Genomic DNA, 17,234 nt, shown 5'->3' with positions numbered 1-17,234 from the left:
GAACAGTCACTAAAACTGTGATTAATATTGGTGGCGCTCAAAACGCGCCACTAATTCCTCACCTTGTTGCTCACTTATTCGGGCAATTGAATTAAGCATATTTTTAATTTCACGCCTGTCGTAATCATTCGTCACTTGCTCATTAATGTCATCTACTATGGCGTTTAAATAGTTAAACAAACTATTGCGCGCACCTTCATCGTTATGAGCCACAAACAAAATGTTTTTAAACGCTTCAAGCACGTTAGTCATTACATAAGCATCGCTTTTAGCGTAATTACGCAGTGGTGTAAAATTATCGTGTAATAGCTCATCAAAACTTGTTTCGTGTATAAATAACAGCGGATCATTGTCGGTGTGCTTAAACGAGTAATTTGTGTCGCTTATTTCGAGGCGCTTAATAAGTAAAATACTTAGCATATCAATAGATTTAACCGCAGTACCAGGATCGTTTATCCCTGGGCTCATTGCTTTAACCGCTATTTCAGAAATTTGCGTTAAGCCATAACGATAATGATCGCTAATATACTCTTCTATATAAAAAATAAAGCAGTCTAAAATTTTAGCTATTAGCTCTTCATCGGCTGATATGTCTTTATCGCATTTTAAAAACGGATACCCTTTAACTGTAAAGTAACCTTGATTTACAGAGATATAAATACGGATGTTTTCTTGCTCTAAAAGCGCACAAAGTTTGTCGGTGTGAACGCCTTTGTAATAACCCTCAGTGGTACTTTTAATTGAATGCCACTGCGTAAAATCTGGAAAGTCATTAATAGGACACTCTGCTTGCCTAGCTTGTATGCTTTTTATCTCTGTTTTAGTTTGTCTAAACAGGCCATTTAATACGTTATCAACCTGTATTGCTTTAGAAATAGAGTGGATAAAAAATACAAACAACCCCAGCGATATCAAACCAAATACCAGCGCAAATAAAACCCCTAAAGAGGGTATTGCTGTATCGCCACCTTCAAGCTTATTGATATTGATAAGCATAATAATTGAGTAAATTATGCTACCTAAATAAAAGCCAAGCACCATTTGGTGAGATTTACGGGTAATAAGTCCAGGCACAACACGTGGCGATAAACTTGCACTAGCGGAGTTTAAAACCACCATCACCATAGAAAAACTAAATACGGTAAGCGATATAATACTGCCCGCAAGAGTACTTAAAATGGTGCGCGCATTTTCAGCGCTATCAACTAAAACCACTGATATAAATGACTTCAATTGCTCTACAGGTTCTACGTACTCAAGCGACATAGTAATAATGGCAAACAGTAAAAAACCAATAGAAAATAACGAGGGATAAAAACCAATACTGTTTATCATTTCACGATAACTATCGGCTACTTTGCGTGGTACAAACATATAATCCTTATGCGGGCTTAAAAATTTATTTCTCTACATTAGCATATTTGCTAACTAAACTTCTGATAATGCTTATCAAATTATATGGTATTATCAGCGCTTAAAATTGCGAGCCTAACAGCTTGAGCAAAATTCAAATAATAAATAACAGGAATACACTGTGATCATTTCAACTTATGCTGCTTTACTTGCGTTTTACTACGTTTATTTGAGCTTTAATGTAATTAAAGTGCGTAGAAAAGAGCAAATATCACTTGGTGATAACGGTAATCTTAAATTACAACGTGCCGTGCGTGCCCATGCAAATTTTATGGAATATGTACCCTTTACTATCATTTTGCTTTTTTTAGCAGAATATCAAGGCCTTGCTAGCCATTACTGCAACATATTGGGAGCCGCGTTACTAATTGGGCGCGTGTTTCATAATTTAGGTATAGTAGAGGCAAGATTAAAGTATCGTCAAATAGGTGCTGTAGTCACATTTTTAGTAATGGTTATTAGCGCATTTTTACTGCTTGTTACACGTAATAGTTAAATGAATAAACTATTTATAATTGGCCTTCCGCGTACTGGCACGACAAGTGTGTGCCATGCGTTTTTAGAACTCAGTATTGCAACGGCGCATACTGCCTACACACAAGCTTGTTTTAAAAATGCTACGGCGATTGCCGACACCCCCATATTTAACGACTACCAGGTACTTGATAAGCACTACCCAGGTTCTAAATTTATTTACCTAGAGCGCGAGCTAAGTGCGTGGTTGCCTTCTATTAAACAGCTTTTAACGCGTATGCATACTAATTTAACGCGCGCCGATGGTGGTTTTAATATTCATATAAAGCGCTGTTATTTAAATACCTTTAATGAATTGTCGCTTGAAAATATTGATGATGATAGTTATTTAGAAAATTGCTACAACAGCCATTTTGAATCAGCACAACGCTACTTTAAAAACCGCCCACAAGATTTTTTATCCATTGATATAGCTAAACCTGCAAGCTACAAAGCAATGTGTGATTTTTTAGAATTAACAAGCGATAAAACAGATTTTGAAAAAATGAATATGGGCGGAAAAGTAACTGCTTGGAATGATATAAAGCACGTCTTAAAAGTAGAGTCGACGGCGAAAGGACGTATAGATAAACATTTGCCTTATCAGATTTAATTTTACCAACTGCACCAAGATTTTTAATACAAAATACGCTAAAATCCCCGCATTATTTTTTAAGTAGTACAGAAAATGTTTGAATTAAAATACCAAACCCCATTTGAATGGACCGAAGTTGTTTTAGCCGACTTTAATACTTTTTTGCAAGACCATGCTGCTGCTGAAAAAAAAGCATCGGGTATGGCTATGTCTATGCTTTCGCATTATCCAGACAAACGCAAACTTGTAAAAGCGATGACCGACTTAGCGCTTGAAGAGTTAATACATTTTAAACAAGTACTTAAGTTACTTATTGAACGCGATACTAACTTAGGCGACGATAAAAAAGATCCGTACATCAAACAAATTCGTGCTTTGTTTAGACACGGACGCGATGGCTTTTTAATGGACCGACTTTTAGTAGGCGGTGTTATTGAAGCCCGCGGGCATGAACGTTTTTCGCTTGTAGCTCAAGCACTACCTGAGGGTAAAGAAAAAGACTTTTATGTTGCTATTGCTAAGTCAGAAGAAAAACACAAAAACTTATTTGTTGAGCTTGCTTACGAATACTTTGATAAAGAAGAAGTTGATGTAAGGCTAGAAGAGTTATTAGTCGCTGAAGCTAAAATTTGTGCAAGTATACCGTTTACAGCAGCACTTCATTAACTAACACTGTAGTTAATTAAATGAGCGCAGTATTTTACTGCGCTTTTTGTTTTATTATAACCGCTATTTATTTACCTATTATTGTTGATTTGCAATTTGCGAATCAAAATCAAAACCCATCCTTAGTTTTTATCTAACCTGTTTAAAAATATAAATTATTTCCTTGGACTCATACTTGCTAATTAGTTAGTTAGGCAAATTGAGGGAAAGGCTTATGTTTAAATTTATTATTATATTGCTACTGATACCATTTACAGCGCATGGTAATGAAAGCCATTTAGCTTACATAGAAAATGCTAATGGTGAACGCGTAAAAAAAGTTTCTCATTTAGTTAAGTGGACTCATACACGATTTGTATTTAAACGTGATATTGCGCGCATTGCATTAGGGCATGAAACAACCCTTGATGTGAACGTAGTAGATGGCCGCGAGCTTTTAATTTTAGCCAAAAAACTTGGCCGTACATCTATGATGGTGTGGTATGACGATAAAAGCTCAGAAACGTTTTTACTTGGCGTAACTGAAGATTACAGCGTACTTGAAAACGCCCTTAACGACATTCACCCCGCAGTAAAATTAACCATAGCCCCAGATAGGCACGCCGTAGTACTTCGTGGAGAAGTACCCACAATTAATTATCGCCATGCGGCTTATGAAGCAGCTAAAAATTACTTATACGCTAGTAGCTCTCAAGCATCGCAACCTGTTATTACCTCAAACCCTAACCAAGGCATGTTTAATTCTTTAGCACAGCGACTGCAAGGAATGAGCAATTTAAATGGCGGTGCATCACAAAGCTCTAGCAAAGTCGCTATCATAAATTTAATTAAAGTTTCGCAAGCCCCAAAACCTAAAGAGGAGCGTATTAGCGACGTTATTAAATCAATGGGGGCTGATAAAGTTACTGTTAAGCGCATATCGGTAGGTGAACTTTCAAATGACGAAAGTGATGTTTTTTTACTTTCGGGCTCGGTTAAAAACCAAATAGAGCTAGTGCGATTACTTAATACAATTAATAAGCTGTTTGAACCTGAGCAAGCAATGCAAACTCAAGGCTCACCGCTTGATCCTAATAACTTAATGAATGGTGCAGGCCTAAATGAAAGCGCAAGCATTGAAGTATTAGCTAATGAGTCTGGCGGGCTTTTAAATGATGCAGCCTCAGGTGTTACGCTAAGTAACGTAAGCTCTAACATTGCTAGAGCAACGCTTCTTAGCGTAGCTGGAGGTAAAGTACTTTCAAGTATTGAAGTTGAGGATTTACCGCAAGTTCGTGTATCTGTGCAGTTATATGAAGTTAATCAACGTCGTTTAAAACAATGGCGACCTGATATAAGTGTTCTATCTAATGGATACGAAAAGCAAGAAGGCTTATTTGGCCGTGATGGCATGGCAAGCAGAGAGTCAGGTTCTGCAACAATAGAAAATGCCCTGCAATTAATTGGTGGTCAATTAACTAATAACTTACAGCTTTCTACCTCACAATTTGCCATTGATATGTTGTTCTCATTATTAGAGCAAGAAGGTATATCGCGTACGCTTTCACGTCCTACTATTACGGTTTTAGCTGGTGAGAGTGCTGTATTTAAAGTGGGCGGAGAAGTGCCTGTACCAACCAGTTACAGCCCATCGGGTATAGCAAGTGGGCAACAAGGTAGTAGCGGCTCTGTATTTAGTGGCACTGAATTTAAATCGTTTGGTGTTGAGTTAAATGTGCGCGCACTAGTAGATGACAAAGACCGCATTACTCTAGATCTAAACCCAGTTATATCATTACCAGATACAACACTTACCGCAGAAATTGCCGACAGCACAGGCAGCAGTTTAAACAGCAGTGCGTTTAATACCCGCAGTATGCAAACTTCAACTCGATTACAAGATGGCCAACCTTTAATTATAGGGGGCTTAATTAGTACTGATAGTAATTCAAGCCACGATTTTGTACCTGATGGTAACGGTAACAGCATGCTAGGAAAGCTAAGCGAAACAACCAGCAAAAGCGAAAACAACAGAGAGTTAATTATTGTTGTTACCCCTAACTTAGTAAGAGATCCGGTTAATACATTACGATTATGGCAACAAGCTGATATAGACACTCAGTTACTTAGCTACATTAAGGAGCAAGGACTATGAAATACATATATATAACTTTAGTTTTAGCACTCTCAGGTTGTGCTCACATTGATTATAAGCCTACAGTAAACCCTTATAATGCTTTAAGTGATTTAGTAAAAAAATATAATTTAAATGCACAAGCTTTAACGTGTAAAGGTGTAAATGCAAGTGACTGTTTAGCGTTTGTTCACGATATAAATCAGCTAATGCTAGCTCATCCAGACAATACAGCCATACTTTCAGTTGCAGCGTATACATTTTATAAAAGTGGCCGTAGCACTCAAGCACAGCAGGTTATAAACACATTGCTAAATAAAGCTAATCCACCGTTAAATGTTATTACACTGGGTGTAACACTTGCGATTGATCAGGGTAATTTAGCTAAAGCTAAAAGCATTGCACAATATGGTGTGGATGTATTTGGCACCGAGGCTTCACCGTATTTACAAATGGCATCGATTCATTATGCTCAGGGTAGTTATACCATTGCATCTAACTATTTACAGCTCTCGGCTAAGTTTGGCTTAGATAACACTACTTATTATTATCATAAAGGGTTAATAGAAGAGGCCAACGCTAACAATATTCATGCTTGTAATTATTACCAGCAAGCACTTAAAGCAAACCCTAATCACAAAAAGGCAAAAGCAAAATACACTAAACTCTCTATTTTAGGTAACTGTTTATCTTAAGGCCGAAAGGCCTTTTTTATACTCTATCTCCCTATCGTTATTGCCCCTTCGTTTTAAATTTCATTTAGGGCGTGTTAATCGTCCCTAGAAAGAACCCAAAGGGCAGCACATGTTTGGTATTTATGCTGCGTTATCGCCTATTCATGGGGAATAACCACACTAAATAGGCTCCGCCTTGCCTAAAAACCAAACATACTGCTGCAAATTCACCCACCAAAGATCAACACGCCCTAGCGCTTTAATACATTCAAATTCATTGTACAGAACATAAATACCACGCCTAAGTTAAGTAGCTTAATGACCAGCTAACTCTAATAAATAAAAGAGCTTTTAAAGTCACTTTTTGCTACTAACTATATGATTCGCATTTTGCAACGCAAAAGAGCTATTCAGATAGGGATATGATTAAATTCAATCTTAAGAGTTTGATTTATATGGGTTTAGCTTAGTGGCACGGTCCTCGCAATATTAATATTGAGCATGAGCTCTTCTAATTTAAAGGTGACCATGATGAGAACTATTAATAACTTAAACAGCAAAAAACAAAAAGGTTTTGTACTGACTTCAGAGCTGATCATTCTATCAACTTCTATGGTAGCTGCACTGGTAATTGGTTTGTCTACACTACGAGATTCGGTAACAAGCGAACTTGAAGATGTAGCTGAAGCAATCGGCTCGCTTGATCAAAGTTATGTATTTGACGGCATGATTAACGCCGAAGGTACTGCTGAAATCTCAGGTTCTGGTTTTGTTGATTCGGTTGATGTATATGCCGGTGATGAAAGCTCATTTACTTTTGTTGCATCAGACTTTAGTGAAAATGCAGCACTTATTAGTGCGACGCCAAGTGGTGATGCTGCAACACGTACAGCAGCAGGTGGTTCGCAAGGTAACTAAGTGAATAGTAATAAGTGGCTCACTGCCACAACCGTGTGGCAGTGATGATTTTTTAAGAGGTAACATTATGAAAAGTAAAAGTAACAAAGGCGCCACTACAGCCGCTCTCACATTACTCATTACCTCTGGCATGCTTGCATCTGCACTAGGTATTAGGCAAGTAAACGATGAAAACAATGTTACAGCTTGGGTTGTAAATAAAAATATGTCTGCAGGGCAAACTATCACTGTTCACGATGTTGCTCAAAAAGATATAGATCCAAGTAACTATGCCAACATGGCTTTGAGTATTCAAAACCCTCGTGCGCTAATTGGTAAAAAGTTAGCAACAAACAAAATGATTGAACAACCACTTTTTGATACTGATTTTGTAAGAGCTAAAAGCCAAAACTTATCTGAGGCTATTCCTGCTGGACGTGTGTTGTACACATTAAAATTAACAACGTTGGATATTCCTCTGTCACGAGTTCATAAAGGCGATCGTTTAGATATTGTTGCTAAAACTAATCGCTTAGTAAGAACAGTTGCCCGCGATGTACAACTTATTGGTGTTTCAAAAGGGCCAAAAACACAAGCGGCTAATAGTGGTGTAATGGATAATTTAGCAAAAGAGACAACAAATTCTGCAGGTGTATCGTTGGTATTGGCTGTATTGCCGAAAGATGTTTATTCGCTAGCAGGAATAGACAATGCCGACAAAGTATCAATTATTGTTCACAGTGCTTACGACATTGAGCAAGGTCGTTTGCAAAACTTTTCTCGCTTACAAACCAGTCGAACTATTGAAGTGGTAAAAGGCGTAAAAAACGAAGCTGTATATGTAGCTAAGTGAGTCCTTATGTTTAATTTATCAAGCAAACATGAAGAAGTTCAAACCAATTTAAGTACCTTTGAAGAACTTAAAAAGCTATTACACGATGCTGTAATTGAAGAATACGAACAAGAGCCTACAGCATTACTCTCTGACAATATTCTAGAAAAAATCTCAGCGTTGTGCGTTGAGCTCCCGCAGTTTTCAAACTCATCTTTTAATCAGCACCAACAAGCTCAAGTAGTACAAGCCGTTTATGATGAAATTCAAGGGTTAGGGCCAATAGCGCAGTTTATGCTTGATGACCAAGTGAGTGATATTTTAATAAACGATACGCAAGACATTTGGATTGATAAGCAAGGTAAGCTTCTATGTACAGCTAGTAAGTTTGATGACGAGCGCCATTTACGTCGATTTGTTGATAGGTTACTTGATGGGTGTGGGCGCCAGGTTAACGCACTTATGCCAATAGTTGATGGCAAACTAAAAGATGGCAGCCGTGTTCATATTATTGTGCCACCGGCATGTACTAGTGCCGCTATTGTATCAATAAGAAAGTTTAATCATAAAAAAATCAATGATGAATTTTTAGTCGCTAATCAGTTTTTAGATAAAAATGTTTTAACGTTTTTACAAACTGCAGTTAAATCAGGGGTTAATATATTAGTATGCGGCAATGCTGGCGCGGGTAAAACCTCTTTATTAAATGTGCTTGCCAACTCTATAAATAAAAACGAACGTGTTGTTACTATTGAAGAAAGTGCTGAACTTAACTTACATCATAACCATGTTGTACAACTAGAAGCTCACGATACAAATAGCGATGGAAAAGGGGCTGTAAGTTTAAGAGATTTAGTAAAAGCAGCGCTTAGAATGCGCGCCGACAGAATATTAGTAGGCGAAGTTCGCTCTGGTGAAGTTATAGATATGCTTCAAGCTATGAACTGCGGCCATCAGGGCTCTATGACAACCATACATGCTAATAGTGCAAGTGATGCAGTAACCAGATTATCAACGCTCGTTCAGCTTCATAATGCACAGTTAAGTGACGCCCATACAAACGCATTAATAGCATCAAGTATTCAGCTTATTGTTCATGTTTCTCGCTCTACAGATGGAGTACGTACTTTAAAAAGTATCGGTGAGATAAAGCGTGTAAATGGAGCTGCTCATTTTTGTCCTTTGTATAGTAAGCCCGGTTTTGAACCCATTGAAAATAATTTTGTGCAAGATTCTAGTGTTATTTCATTTATGCAAAGCCAAGGTGAAAACGCACAAACACTTCAAGCATTACTTAAAAGTAAAGCGGAGGCAGATTATGACTAAGTTAGATTACTTACTCGCCGTTGCAGCCATTATTACATTTACCTTAGCAAGTAGTGTACTTATTACCTTATATGTTAAAAACAAAAGCAATGAAGCTGTACAAAAGCTCGATATTTTAGAAGAAAAAGATGTTTTAACCTTGTCACTAAGAGTGCTTGGTTTAAATATAAGTAATTTTGTATTTATTAGTATGGCAAGTTCACTCTCAAGTAGTGCGTGGTTTTTAGTAAAGCTTTATTACCCTGAGGCCTTAACCAGTGCATTTATTATTGCAATAGTTGTATTTGTAACCTGCTTTATTGTTGTTATTGATTTAGCTCATTATAGGTTAGCCAAGTTTGAACATCATTTTTTAGAGTATATCGAAACTGTACAGTCATGCTTAAGTACAGGTTTATCACTTCAACAATCAATGAAGTTTGCAGACAAACACGCAGATCCATACCTACAATTACAGAGTTCACTATTACTGCAAAGAATGAGTATGGGTAGTGATGCCGAAACATCGTTTGCACCATTAATTCAAAGATACAATTGTGAAACAGTAAGATTATTTGCTCATAGCATTATCACGCATACACAAAGTCAGTGCGACTTAACCGATATGCTTAAAAGTGTTTGCAATATGATGGCGCTAAGAACACTTGATCGCCAACAATTAAAAGCCAAGCTCTCAGGTACTAAATATGCGGCTGTGTTTAGTGGTGTATTACCTTATGCGTTAGTGCCTCTATTCAATTATACCGATCCTACCTGGTTTGAACCTTTATTAAACGACCCCAACGGTATTGCATATTTAACAGTTGCATTGCTTTGCCAGCTATTTGGTTTTTTATGGCTACGTCTTAGCTTAAGGATAACATTATGATTGATATACTTTTACTTGTAGGTTTACTGGTAAGTATGGGGTCATTTATCCATATACACAGACAATCTTTAAAGGTTGAGTTAGATAAAAGCGATACTAGAAATACTAATTGGTATCCGCTCATTGTTATTTCTAAACGCCAGCTAAGGCAAGCCGGTATACAAATTAATAAAATATTATTGAGCTTATATTGTTTCAAAGTAGCGGCCACTTTTAGCGCATTTACTTTAATAGAGTTAAGCGAGTATCAGTTAAGTTCAACCATTACTTTAATGTTGTGTTTCATCTGTTTTTTTGCACCCGAAGGCTGGTTTTTGATACGTAAAAATCAGCGAAAAACGCTAATCAACAATAGTTTAGAGTTTTTTTTAAGAGTACTTTTGGTATATATGCGCGCTGGCTTTTCTCTAGAGCGTTCGTTTGCATTGGCTGTTGATCATGGCTTAAGCAAAAAGCATCCTTTATACAAAGAGCTTAAGCTCTTTTTGTTTGAACTAAGTGCAGGCAAAGACCGTGAATTTGCATTTAACTCACTCTTTGAGCGTACGGGGGTTATGGGCATAAAAAAATTAGCCAATCTAATGCTAATAGGCTCGAAGCTAGGCACGCCATTAATTGATGCAGTTCAAGCTCAACTTGATGGACTTGCGTTAAAAAAGAATATTTTGCTTGCCAAAAAGGTAAACAAAAAAGCCATGCACACCACGTTTCCAATATTACTAATCTGTTTTCCGATGTTTTTGGTTTTGGTGTTTTTCCCTGCCGCACTGCAGGTAATGAATGTACTTAAAATGCTTGTTGAAGTGCTATAGGAGCCTGATATGAAAAAACATTACCAACAAGGCTACATTTTAACGATTGAACTAATACTGATAATTACTATTTTAATTATTGGCTCAATTGGTGGTGTTGTTTTAGTAAGAGACGCCTTAATTAAGCGTCATCAAACTAAGGTAGATAATCAAATTACAGTTATTGACGCTAACAATAAACCGCTAGGTATTGCGGTTAGCTTTGACGAGCACCAAGCACCTCTTATTTTTTATACGGATCGCCAAGTAAATGCAACTTACCGTGCATTAATAGGTATTCGCGATGATAGATTTACCTCACGTGAGGCCGTTTATTACGATGCTCCTAATTGCCAAGGCAACCCATGTTTAAAAGGCTTGAGCGATGAAGCAAGTGATAGCCAAGGTATAAGCAATATAAATAACACAGGCAATGTAAGCTATATAAATGCGCTTCAGCAGGGGCCAAATTATGCAATAGGGCAGTTTGGTAATTCTGTTATTGGCCAACTATTAAGAAGCACAGCACAGGCGTGCCCTGCAAATAGCGGACAAATTTTATCGCGTTACGTGTCACAAAAAGTCGTGACTGGCTCACCGTGTGAAAGCTTTGAAATTGATAAACAACCTGCCGATAGTAGCTGTTTGGTAGGCGTAACTGCTTTGGGGAACCCGCTACTTGGGGTTAGCGATCAGAGTTTGTCGCAATCATGCGATAGCTGTCAAAGCGGATACGAATCTCAAGGTGATATTTTAGATTTATATTTGCCGCAAGTAGAGCCGCTTTTAAATACGGCGTTAAATGCACTCTCTTTAGTAGGGCTAAGTGCCAATGTAGATGTAGAGCTGGGGACTATTTGCTGCCCAGAGGGAACTCGCTTAGAAGATGATGAAAACATAGTAGAAACATTAGTGTTTACTATTTTAAAAACCACTTTTGAATTAGCCGGAATAGATTTAATTAATAATTTACTTATTACAGAAACATTAAGTCTTATAGGTATTGAGCCTGGCGTAACTTATTGTCAAACCTCGTTAAACCTTGTTAGTGCTGAGCAAGTTATTAATGTGACTAATGGTGAGCCCGCACTTAGCAGTTTAGCACCTCCATTTAGAGTTAAATTACCGGCCCACAGCGGACAAAATAGCACTACATGGATACATACTCCACCAACAGGAGAACGCAAATGAACGCATCTAATATATTTACTTTACCCAATGAAATAAGCAGTGGAAGAAAAGAAATAAGCCATGATGTAAAAGAAACTTTATCGTTATTAAAGCAATTTTATGATGTGCCTATTGTTAAGTATATAGACTTTAAAGAAGTGTACTCTGAACATATAATTACAAATGACGATGCCAATATAAGAGAAGAGCTTTTAAAATATCAACAGCGTTGTAAAGAAGAAAAGTTATATATATTTGAAGATACATTTTTTGAAAGTGTATCTAGCAACACTGAACATCGTATTCGTTTTTATGCTCAGTATCCTATATACAGTAATAACAATACTGTTATTGGCTTATTAGTTATGGCCGATTTAGCGCCTAAAACACTAATAGGCTCGCAAAAAGATCAGTTCATATCATTTGCTCAGCTACTACAAACACAATTAAATAGAGACAATGACCCAGCTAATTCAATTAATAAAAAATCAAGCGAAAAATCTAATAAAGAGACTAAATATATTCATGTATTTAGTTTAGCTCCTGTCGCCTTTTTAATTGCTTTAGTACTGTGTGCTTTTACTGCTTTATTACTTTATACAATCGAGAAAAAAGAGCTGAAAAGTAACTATAATTTAAAAACTCAGGAGCTTAGAAAAACCCTGTTTAATGCATTAGAACGCTTTGATAATCAAGGGTTATATATTTCACAAAAAGACTTAGTGGTAGCTGGGTTTATTCAAAGCCAAAAAGAGTATACAAAAGAGCAGCTTAATAATTTAGTACAAAATCAAGCATCCGAAAATTTGAACTATAAAGGGTATGTAGTATTTGATTATCAATATAACCAATTAGCGCTTTGGTCTAAAAATAACTTTGATTTAGCGGCTTATGGTTTTAAAGGCTGGTTAACTAAATTTGATTTAAGAGCAAACAAAAAGTCAGTAGAAGTGTTTACAGTTGCTGATACTGCTTTTTTAATATCTGAAATTAAACTAAAAAATAACTCCATTTATACTCTTACTGCATTTGATTTAAGTAAGTTTTTAAAAGCTATAATAGGAAAACTCAACACCCAAAACTACAATATATTTATAGTTACGCCACAATTTACACTTAGTAAGCAAGGGGAAGTAAATTCTCGTGTTATTACAAATAGTATTAGCGCTGTTAGTAGCCGTTTCCCTCCAACTTGGCGTTTACATGTACAGCCAATTAATAAAATATTAACGCCTACAATCACTAAATATAGTCTATTTAGATTAGGACTAATTGCTTTAGCTGTATTTGCATTTGTTTACTATTTTTTACGCTTACCTAGACGTTTACATAATGAAATTAAAGATAAAAACCAATTAATTTTAAATAGAGAAAAGCTATTTTCAAGTTCTTTAGATGCGCTTCCTCATGGCTTTGCTATTTTTAATAGTCATGAGTTCCCAGTTATTACAAATGATGTATTTAATAAGTTATTTTCCCAGGTTAATAAACAAAATAATCAACTTTCGTATAGTCAGTTAATAAGTATTGCGCAGCAACACAATATTATTAACCATTATAAAGAACATAATAAATTAGAAAATGATCACAACCAGCGGATTGATATTGGCTTTACCGATGGCCGATGGATAACTGTAGTGCAAAGGCATACGGATTTTGGTGGCTTTGTTTGTTACTTCAGGGATGAAACATCAGCTCATCAAAAAGAGCTTTTACTTGCCGACGTATTAGAAAAATCAAAACAGTCTAATCAATTAAAAGAAAAATTTGTAACTCGCTTGAGTCAGCAACTAAAAGCGCCTTTGAGTTCTTTAAAATCTATTATAGAAATTGCCCAAAAACCAATGAGTGCATCAGACTTCAAAGGTCATATTGGAAATATAAATACTGCTAGCGAACAACTAGAATGTGTTATTCAACAACTCGTTAATGTTAATAAGTCACAAACAGGAAAACTGAAATTAAAAGCTAATAAAATTAACTTAAATAAAATGCTAAGTAATAGCGCGTCTATTTTGAATAAAGATTCAAATATTAAAAACGTGATTGCCAACAGCAGTGAAAAAGCAGTTGCCGTAATAAGTGATGAAAAGCTAATTTCTCAGTTGGTTATTCAGCTATCAACAGAGCTATTAGAAAGTAGTTACAAGTCACAACTTACTATTGATAGTGATATTGTAAAAGAAGATCAAAGAAGTTATTTAAATCTAAACTTTTCAATTAGCAACTTAACAACGAGCAATAATTTTTTAGCGCAATTAAAGTTAATATCGCAGCAGTCAGCAATAAACTTTAATGATGATATAGATGCCACACTTGATATTAAATTTTTTATATCAATATTTAAAATGCTTGGAGGAAAGGCTATCAGTTTTAACGAAAGGGGGAAAACAACCAGTATTTGTTTATCGTTATTGGTTAACGTAACGAGTATTAATGAAGTAAGTGATATAACTCCAATAAAAAATAATGTTGAACCAATTATGTCTAACAAGTTTAAGTCTAAATCGTTGTTACTCGTTGATGATGAACCGCTTGTTGAGATGGTAATTAGAGCTATGCTCAAAAATGAAAACTTAAATGTTGATTATGCAAGTAGTGCAATAGAAGCAATGTTAATGGTTTCACAAAATGACTATGACATAATTTTAATGGATATAGTAATGCCAGAACTTTCTGGTACTGATGCAATGTTAAAAATAAAAAAACATAGCAACGATAAACATACCAAAATAATTGCACACACTTCTGACGAGCAAAGTAATAGTAGTGCCAAGTATGTTGAGTTAGGTTTTGATGACATGCTTGAAAAACCAGTTAAACAAGACATTTTAATAAATAAGATCAGAAAAATAATCCAGACGCAGAATTAGCTAAATAAGCAGTAATTATTTCATGCATCTACCACTTTATTTCACATTGTAAAAAAGTAATGCTGAATTATAAGTGATGTATAGCTTACTTATTTAATACACTAATACGATTTTAAATCGCTACAAAGCAGGGCGCAGCGGTGTTTTTGTTTTAGCGATTTCACTTAGCATAAAAATTTTTAGCCTTAAATCAAACGTGGGACGATAATTGCTCTTAACTACTCATACATAAATTTTAATTTAAAAGGAAAATTAGTATGAGTAAAACACAATACGTTAGCATTGAAGGCCACCAAATTGCTTATCAAGAAATGGGAGAAGGCACACCGCTATTATTAATACACGGAATTCCAACTAATAAATCACTTTGGCGTAATGTTATGCCCGAGCTTGCTAAGTCACATAACGTTATTGCACCCGATTTACTGAATTATGGTGAATCAAATATGCCTAAAGACACTGACGTATCTATTAATGCGCAGTGCAGAATACTTATTAAGTTTATGGATGCAATTGGTATTCCTAAAGCCAATATAGCAGCGCACGATATTGGTGGCGGCATTGCACAGTTAATGGCAGTAAATTACCCTGAAAAAGTGAACGGACTAATTTTAATTGACAGTGTGTGTTTTGACTCATGGCCAATACCAGAGTTTGAGCCGTTACTTGAGCCAGGAGTTGAAGAAAAAACAACGGTTGATGAATTTGTTGATACACTACAGGATTTTATGCCTAAAGGCGTATATGACAAAAGCATAATGACTGATGAACTAAAAAAAGTTTATTTAGCACAATGGAGTAACGAGCAAGGTAAAGCTGCATTGTTTGCAAATATGCGTCGTTTAAATAAAGAGTACACGCAAGCAATCGCAGGTGAACTTAAAAGCTTACCGCATGAGACCCTAATTTTATGGGGTGAAGAAGATAACTTTCAAAAACCTAAATACGCACCCATGTTAGAGCAAACCATTCCAAACTCATCGCTTATCTGGGTAGAAAAAGCAGGGCATTGGTGTTTAGACGAACAGCCTGAAAAAATATTACTTTTAATGAGTAACTTTTTAAAGGGTAAAACGTTTTAAATCTTAAAGTTGTATATTAGCAATCTAACGAGGCAGTTATGCCTTGTTAGATTGCTAGGCGTTCTATACTTAACTGAGTTAAAAACACGATATTTACAGTAAAAATCCTACCTAAAATGTATCTGACATCAAAATTTGTTCAATATTAAGCCAAAAATGTATGTTTTTGGTGATGTATTGTGGTTAGTAACCTTGGTGAAATCGATTAGCAGTCAATTTAACATAATGAAATTCTGTATAATTTAAACTTCGTATTCAGAAGCAGCTCGCTATTCAGACCTTTGGTTATTAGCGCTGCTCAAGCGATTAAAACTCAATTGATTGGTAGGGCGCTTGTACGATTTTTTTACTTGTGCTTAAATAATACCAATAACCTAGGCCAATATTATCGTTTTACTAATTTTTACTTTTATATTTAAAAACAATTAGTTACTTAAATATTATTGTAATAAGAAGCTGTTAATTTTTATCCTCTTTAAATTGAGGATATAACAATGAAGACAATAATAAAGGCATCAATATTACTTACAGGTTTATGTTTTGCTCATAGTGCAAACGCAGCTAATTGCTTACAAGGTTGCCCAACGGGCTTAAATAATGGCAATACAATTGAGCGAAGTATTTATACTTTAAAAAATAATAGATATACAAAGTTTGCTGATTGGGTTGCATACCATGTAACTACCAATACTATGAGTGGACCATCGAGAAGTAGAAGTTGGAAAGCTGATCCAGATTTATATTCCCACTATACGTTAGAACCCGCTGATTATACCGATGCATACGCAACAATAAATACAGATAGAGGTCATCAAGTCCCATTAGCATCTTTTAGTAATACGGCTGATTGGAAACTAACAAACTTGCTTTCTAATATTACACCGCAATCATCTGCATTAAACCAGGGCCCATGGGTTAGGCTTGAAACTGCAGTGAGAAATCATGTTAGTAATGGCAACGATTTATACGTAGTAACCGGGCCGTTATACGAATATTACTTTGCAGAATTACCGCAAGCTAATGAGGTACATACAATTCCAAGTGGTTATTTTAAAATTGTGATGGAGCAATCTGGTAGCACAATTAAAGCATCGGCGTTTATTATGGAACAATCAGCAAGCCGCAGCGATAATTTTTGTAATACTGAAGTAAGTATTGATGAAGTTGAATCACGTGCTGGTATTAACGTTATGCCAAATTTATCCTACAACAATGCGCAAGCAATTGAATCAACTGTGTTTGGTTTAAGAAGTGAGTTGGGCTGTAACTAGAAACTTAAATTATAAAAACATAAGCCTTGAATTGAACTGTATTTATTTAAGGCTTTTAAAACTAGTAGTTACAGGCTTTAACTAAAATAGAGCTTTTTAACCAGGGAAACCAAGAACGCAAAAACCATTAAGTGATAATGTTTAATTTTA

Annotated in this window: 15 protein-coding genes; 14 read left to right on the top strand and 1 reads right to left on the bottom strand. The window is 35.8% G+C overall.

The window, feature by feature from the left end; all coding sequences use genetic code 11:
• Positions 1 to 21: 21 nt before the first annotated feature.
• Positions 22 to 1,374 (bottom strand): DUF2254 domain-containing protein, encoded by a 1,353-nt coding sequence (locus ATS74_RS16985; RefSeq protein WP_058550052.1) that lies wholly within the window; start codon positions 1,372 to 1,374, stop codon positions 22 to 24.
• 160 nt (positions 1,375 to 1,534) lie between these two features.
• On the opposite strand from ATS74_RS16985, the gene ATS74_RS16980 reads away from it, so the two are divergent.
• From ATS74_RS16980 to ATS74_RS16915, 14 genes are all read left to right on the top strand, one after another.
• Positions 1,535 to 1,909 (top strand): MAPEG family protein, encoded by a 375-nt coding sequence (locus ATS74_RS16980; RefSeq protein WP_058550051.1) that lies wholly within the window; start codon positions 1,535 to 1,537, stop codon positions 1,907 to 1,909.
• Complete coding sequence (locus tag ATS74_RS16975) at positions 1,910 to 2,539, top strand: sulfotransferase (protein ID WP_058550050.1); 630 nt, start codon at positions 1,910 to 1,912, stop codon at positions 2,537 to 2,539.
• Positions 2,540 to 2,614: 75 nt separating this feature from the next.
• Positions 2,615 to 3,187 carry a tRNA-(ms[2]io[6]A)-hydroxylase gene (locus ATS74_RS16970; protein ID WP_058550049.1) on the top strand — a complete coding sequence of 191 codons (573 nt, stop codon included), beginning with the start codon at positions 2,615 to 2,617 and terminating at the stop codon, positions 3,185 to 3,187.
• Positions 3,188 to 3,401: 214 nt separating this feature from the next.
• A complete protein-coding gene (locus tag ATS74_RS16965; protein WP_058550048.1) occupies positions 3,402 to 5,321 on the top strand; it encodes a pilus assembly protein N-terminal domain-containing protein in 1,920 nt (639 codons plus the stop codon).
• The gene (locus ATS74_RS16960; RefSeq protein ID WP_058550047.1) at positions 5,318 to 5,995 is read left to right on the top strand and encodes a tetratricopeptide repeat protein; all 678 of its coding nucleotides are present in this window, start codon (positions 5,318 to 5,320) and stop codon (positions 5,993 to 5,995) included. Before ATS74_RS16965 ends, ATS74_RS16960 begins: the two co-directional genes overlap by 4 nt.
• A 507-nt stretch (positions 5,996 to 6,502) precedes the next feature.
• Positions 6,503 to 6,892 (top strand): hypothetical protein, encoded by a 390-nt coding sequence (locus ATS74_RS16955; RefSeq protein ID WP_227006935.1) that lies wholly within the window; start codon positions 6,503 to 6,505, stop codon positions 6,890 to 6,892.
• Positions 6,893 to 6,959: 67 nt separating this feature from the next.
• Complete coding sequence (locus tag ATS74_RS16950) at positions 6,960 to 7,724, top strand: hypothetical protein (RefSeq protein ID WP_058550045.1); 765 nt, start codon at positions 6,960 to 6,962, stop codon at positions 7,722 to 7,724.
• Between the two features lie 6 nt (positions 7,725 to 7,730).
• Positions 7,731 to 9,029 (top strand): CpaF family protein, encoded by a 1,299-nt coding sequence (locus ATS74_RS16945; RefSeq protein WP_058550044.1) that lies wholly within the window; start codon positions 7,731 to 7,733, stop codon positions 9,027 to 9,029.
• Positions 9,022 to 9,897 carry a type II secretion system F family protein gene (locus tag ATS74_RS16940; protein WP_058550043.1) on the top strand — a complete coding sequence of 292 codons (876 nt, stop codon included), beginning with the start codon at positions 9,022 to 9,024 and terminating at the stop codon, positions 9,895 to 9,897. The genes ATS74_RS16945 and ATS74_RS16940 overlap by 8 nt, the downstream gene beginning before the upstream one ends.
• Entirely contained in the window at positions 9,894 to 10,709 is an 816-nt protein-coding gene (locus ATS74_RS16935) for a type II secretion system F family protein (protein ID WP_058550042.1), read from the top strand. Before ATS74_RS16940 ends, ATS74_RS16935 begins: the two co-directional genes overlap by 4 nt.
• Before the next feature lie 9 nt (positions 10,710 to 10,718).
• Positions 10,719 to 11,879: a hypothetical protein gene (locus tag ATS74_RS16930; protein ID WP_058550041.1), complete on the top strand. Its 1,161-nt coding sequence runs from the start codon at positions 10,719 to 10,721 to the stop codon at positions 11,877 to 11,879.
• A complete protein-coding gene (locus ATS74_RS20050) occupies positions 11,876 to 14,731 on the top strand; it encodes a response regulator (protein WP_058550040.1) in 2,856 nt (951 codons plus the stop codon). Before ATS74_RS16930 ends, ATS74_RS20050 begins: the two co-directional genes overlap by 4 nt.
• A gap of 257 nt (positions 14,732 to 14,988) precedes the next feature.
• Positions 14,989 to 15,813: an alpha/beta fold hydrolase gene (locus ATS74_RS16920; protein WP_058550039.1), complete on the top strand. Its 825-nt coding sequence runs from the start codon at positions 14,989 to 14,991 to the stop codon at positions 15,811 to 15,813.
• Positions 15,814 to 16,307: 494 nt separating this feature from the next.
• A complete protein-coding gene (locus tag ATS74_RS16915) occupies positions 16,308 to 17,084 on the top strand; it encodes a DNA/RNA non-specific endonuclease (protein WP_058550038.1) in 777 nt (258 codons plus the stop codon).
• Positions 17,085 to 17,234 lie beyond the last annotated feature (150 nt).

The organism is Pseudoalteromonas sp. H103, from assembly GCF_001469205.1.
Taxonomy (GTDB): domain Bacteria; phylum Pseudomonadota; class Gammaproteobacteria; order Enterobacterales; family Alteromonadaceae; genus Pseudoalteromonas; species Pseudoalteromonas carrageenovora.
The sequence above is the reverse complement of the archived record's forward strand: the minus strand, read 5'-3'. Positions and strand labels throughout refer to the sequence as shown.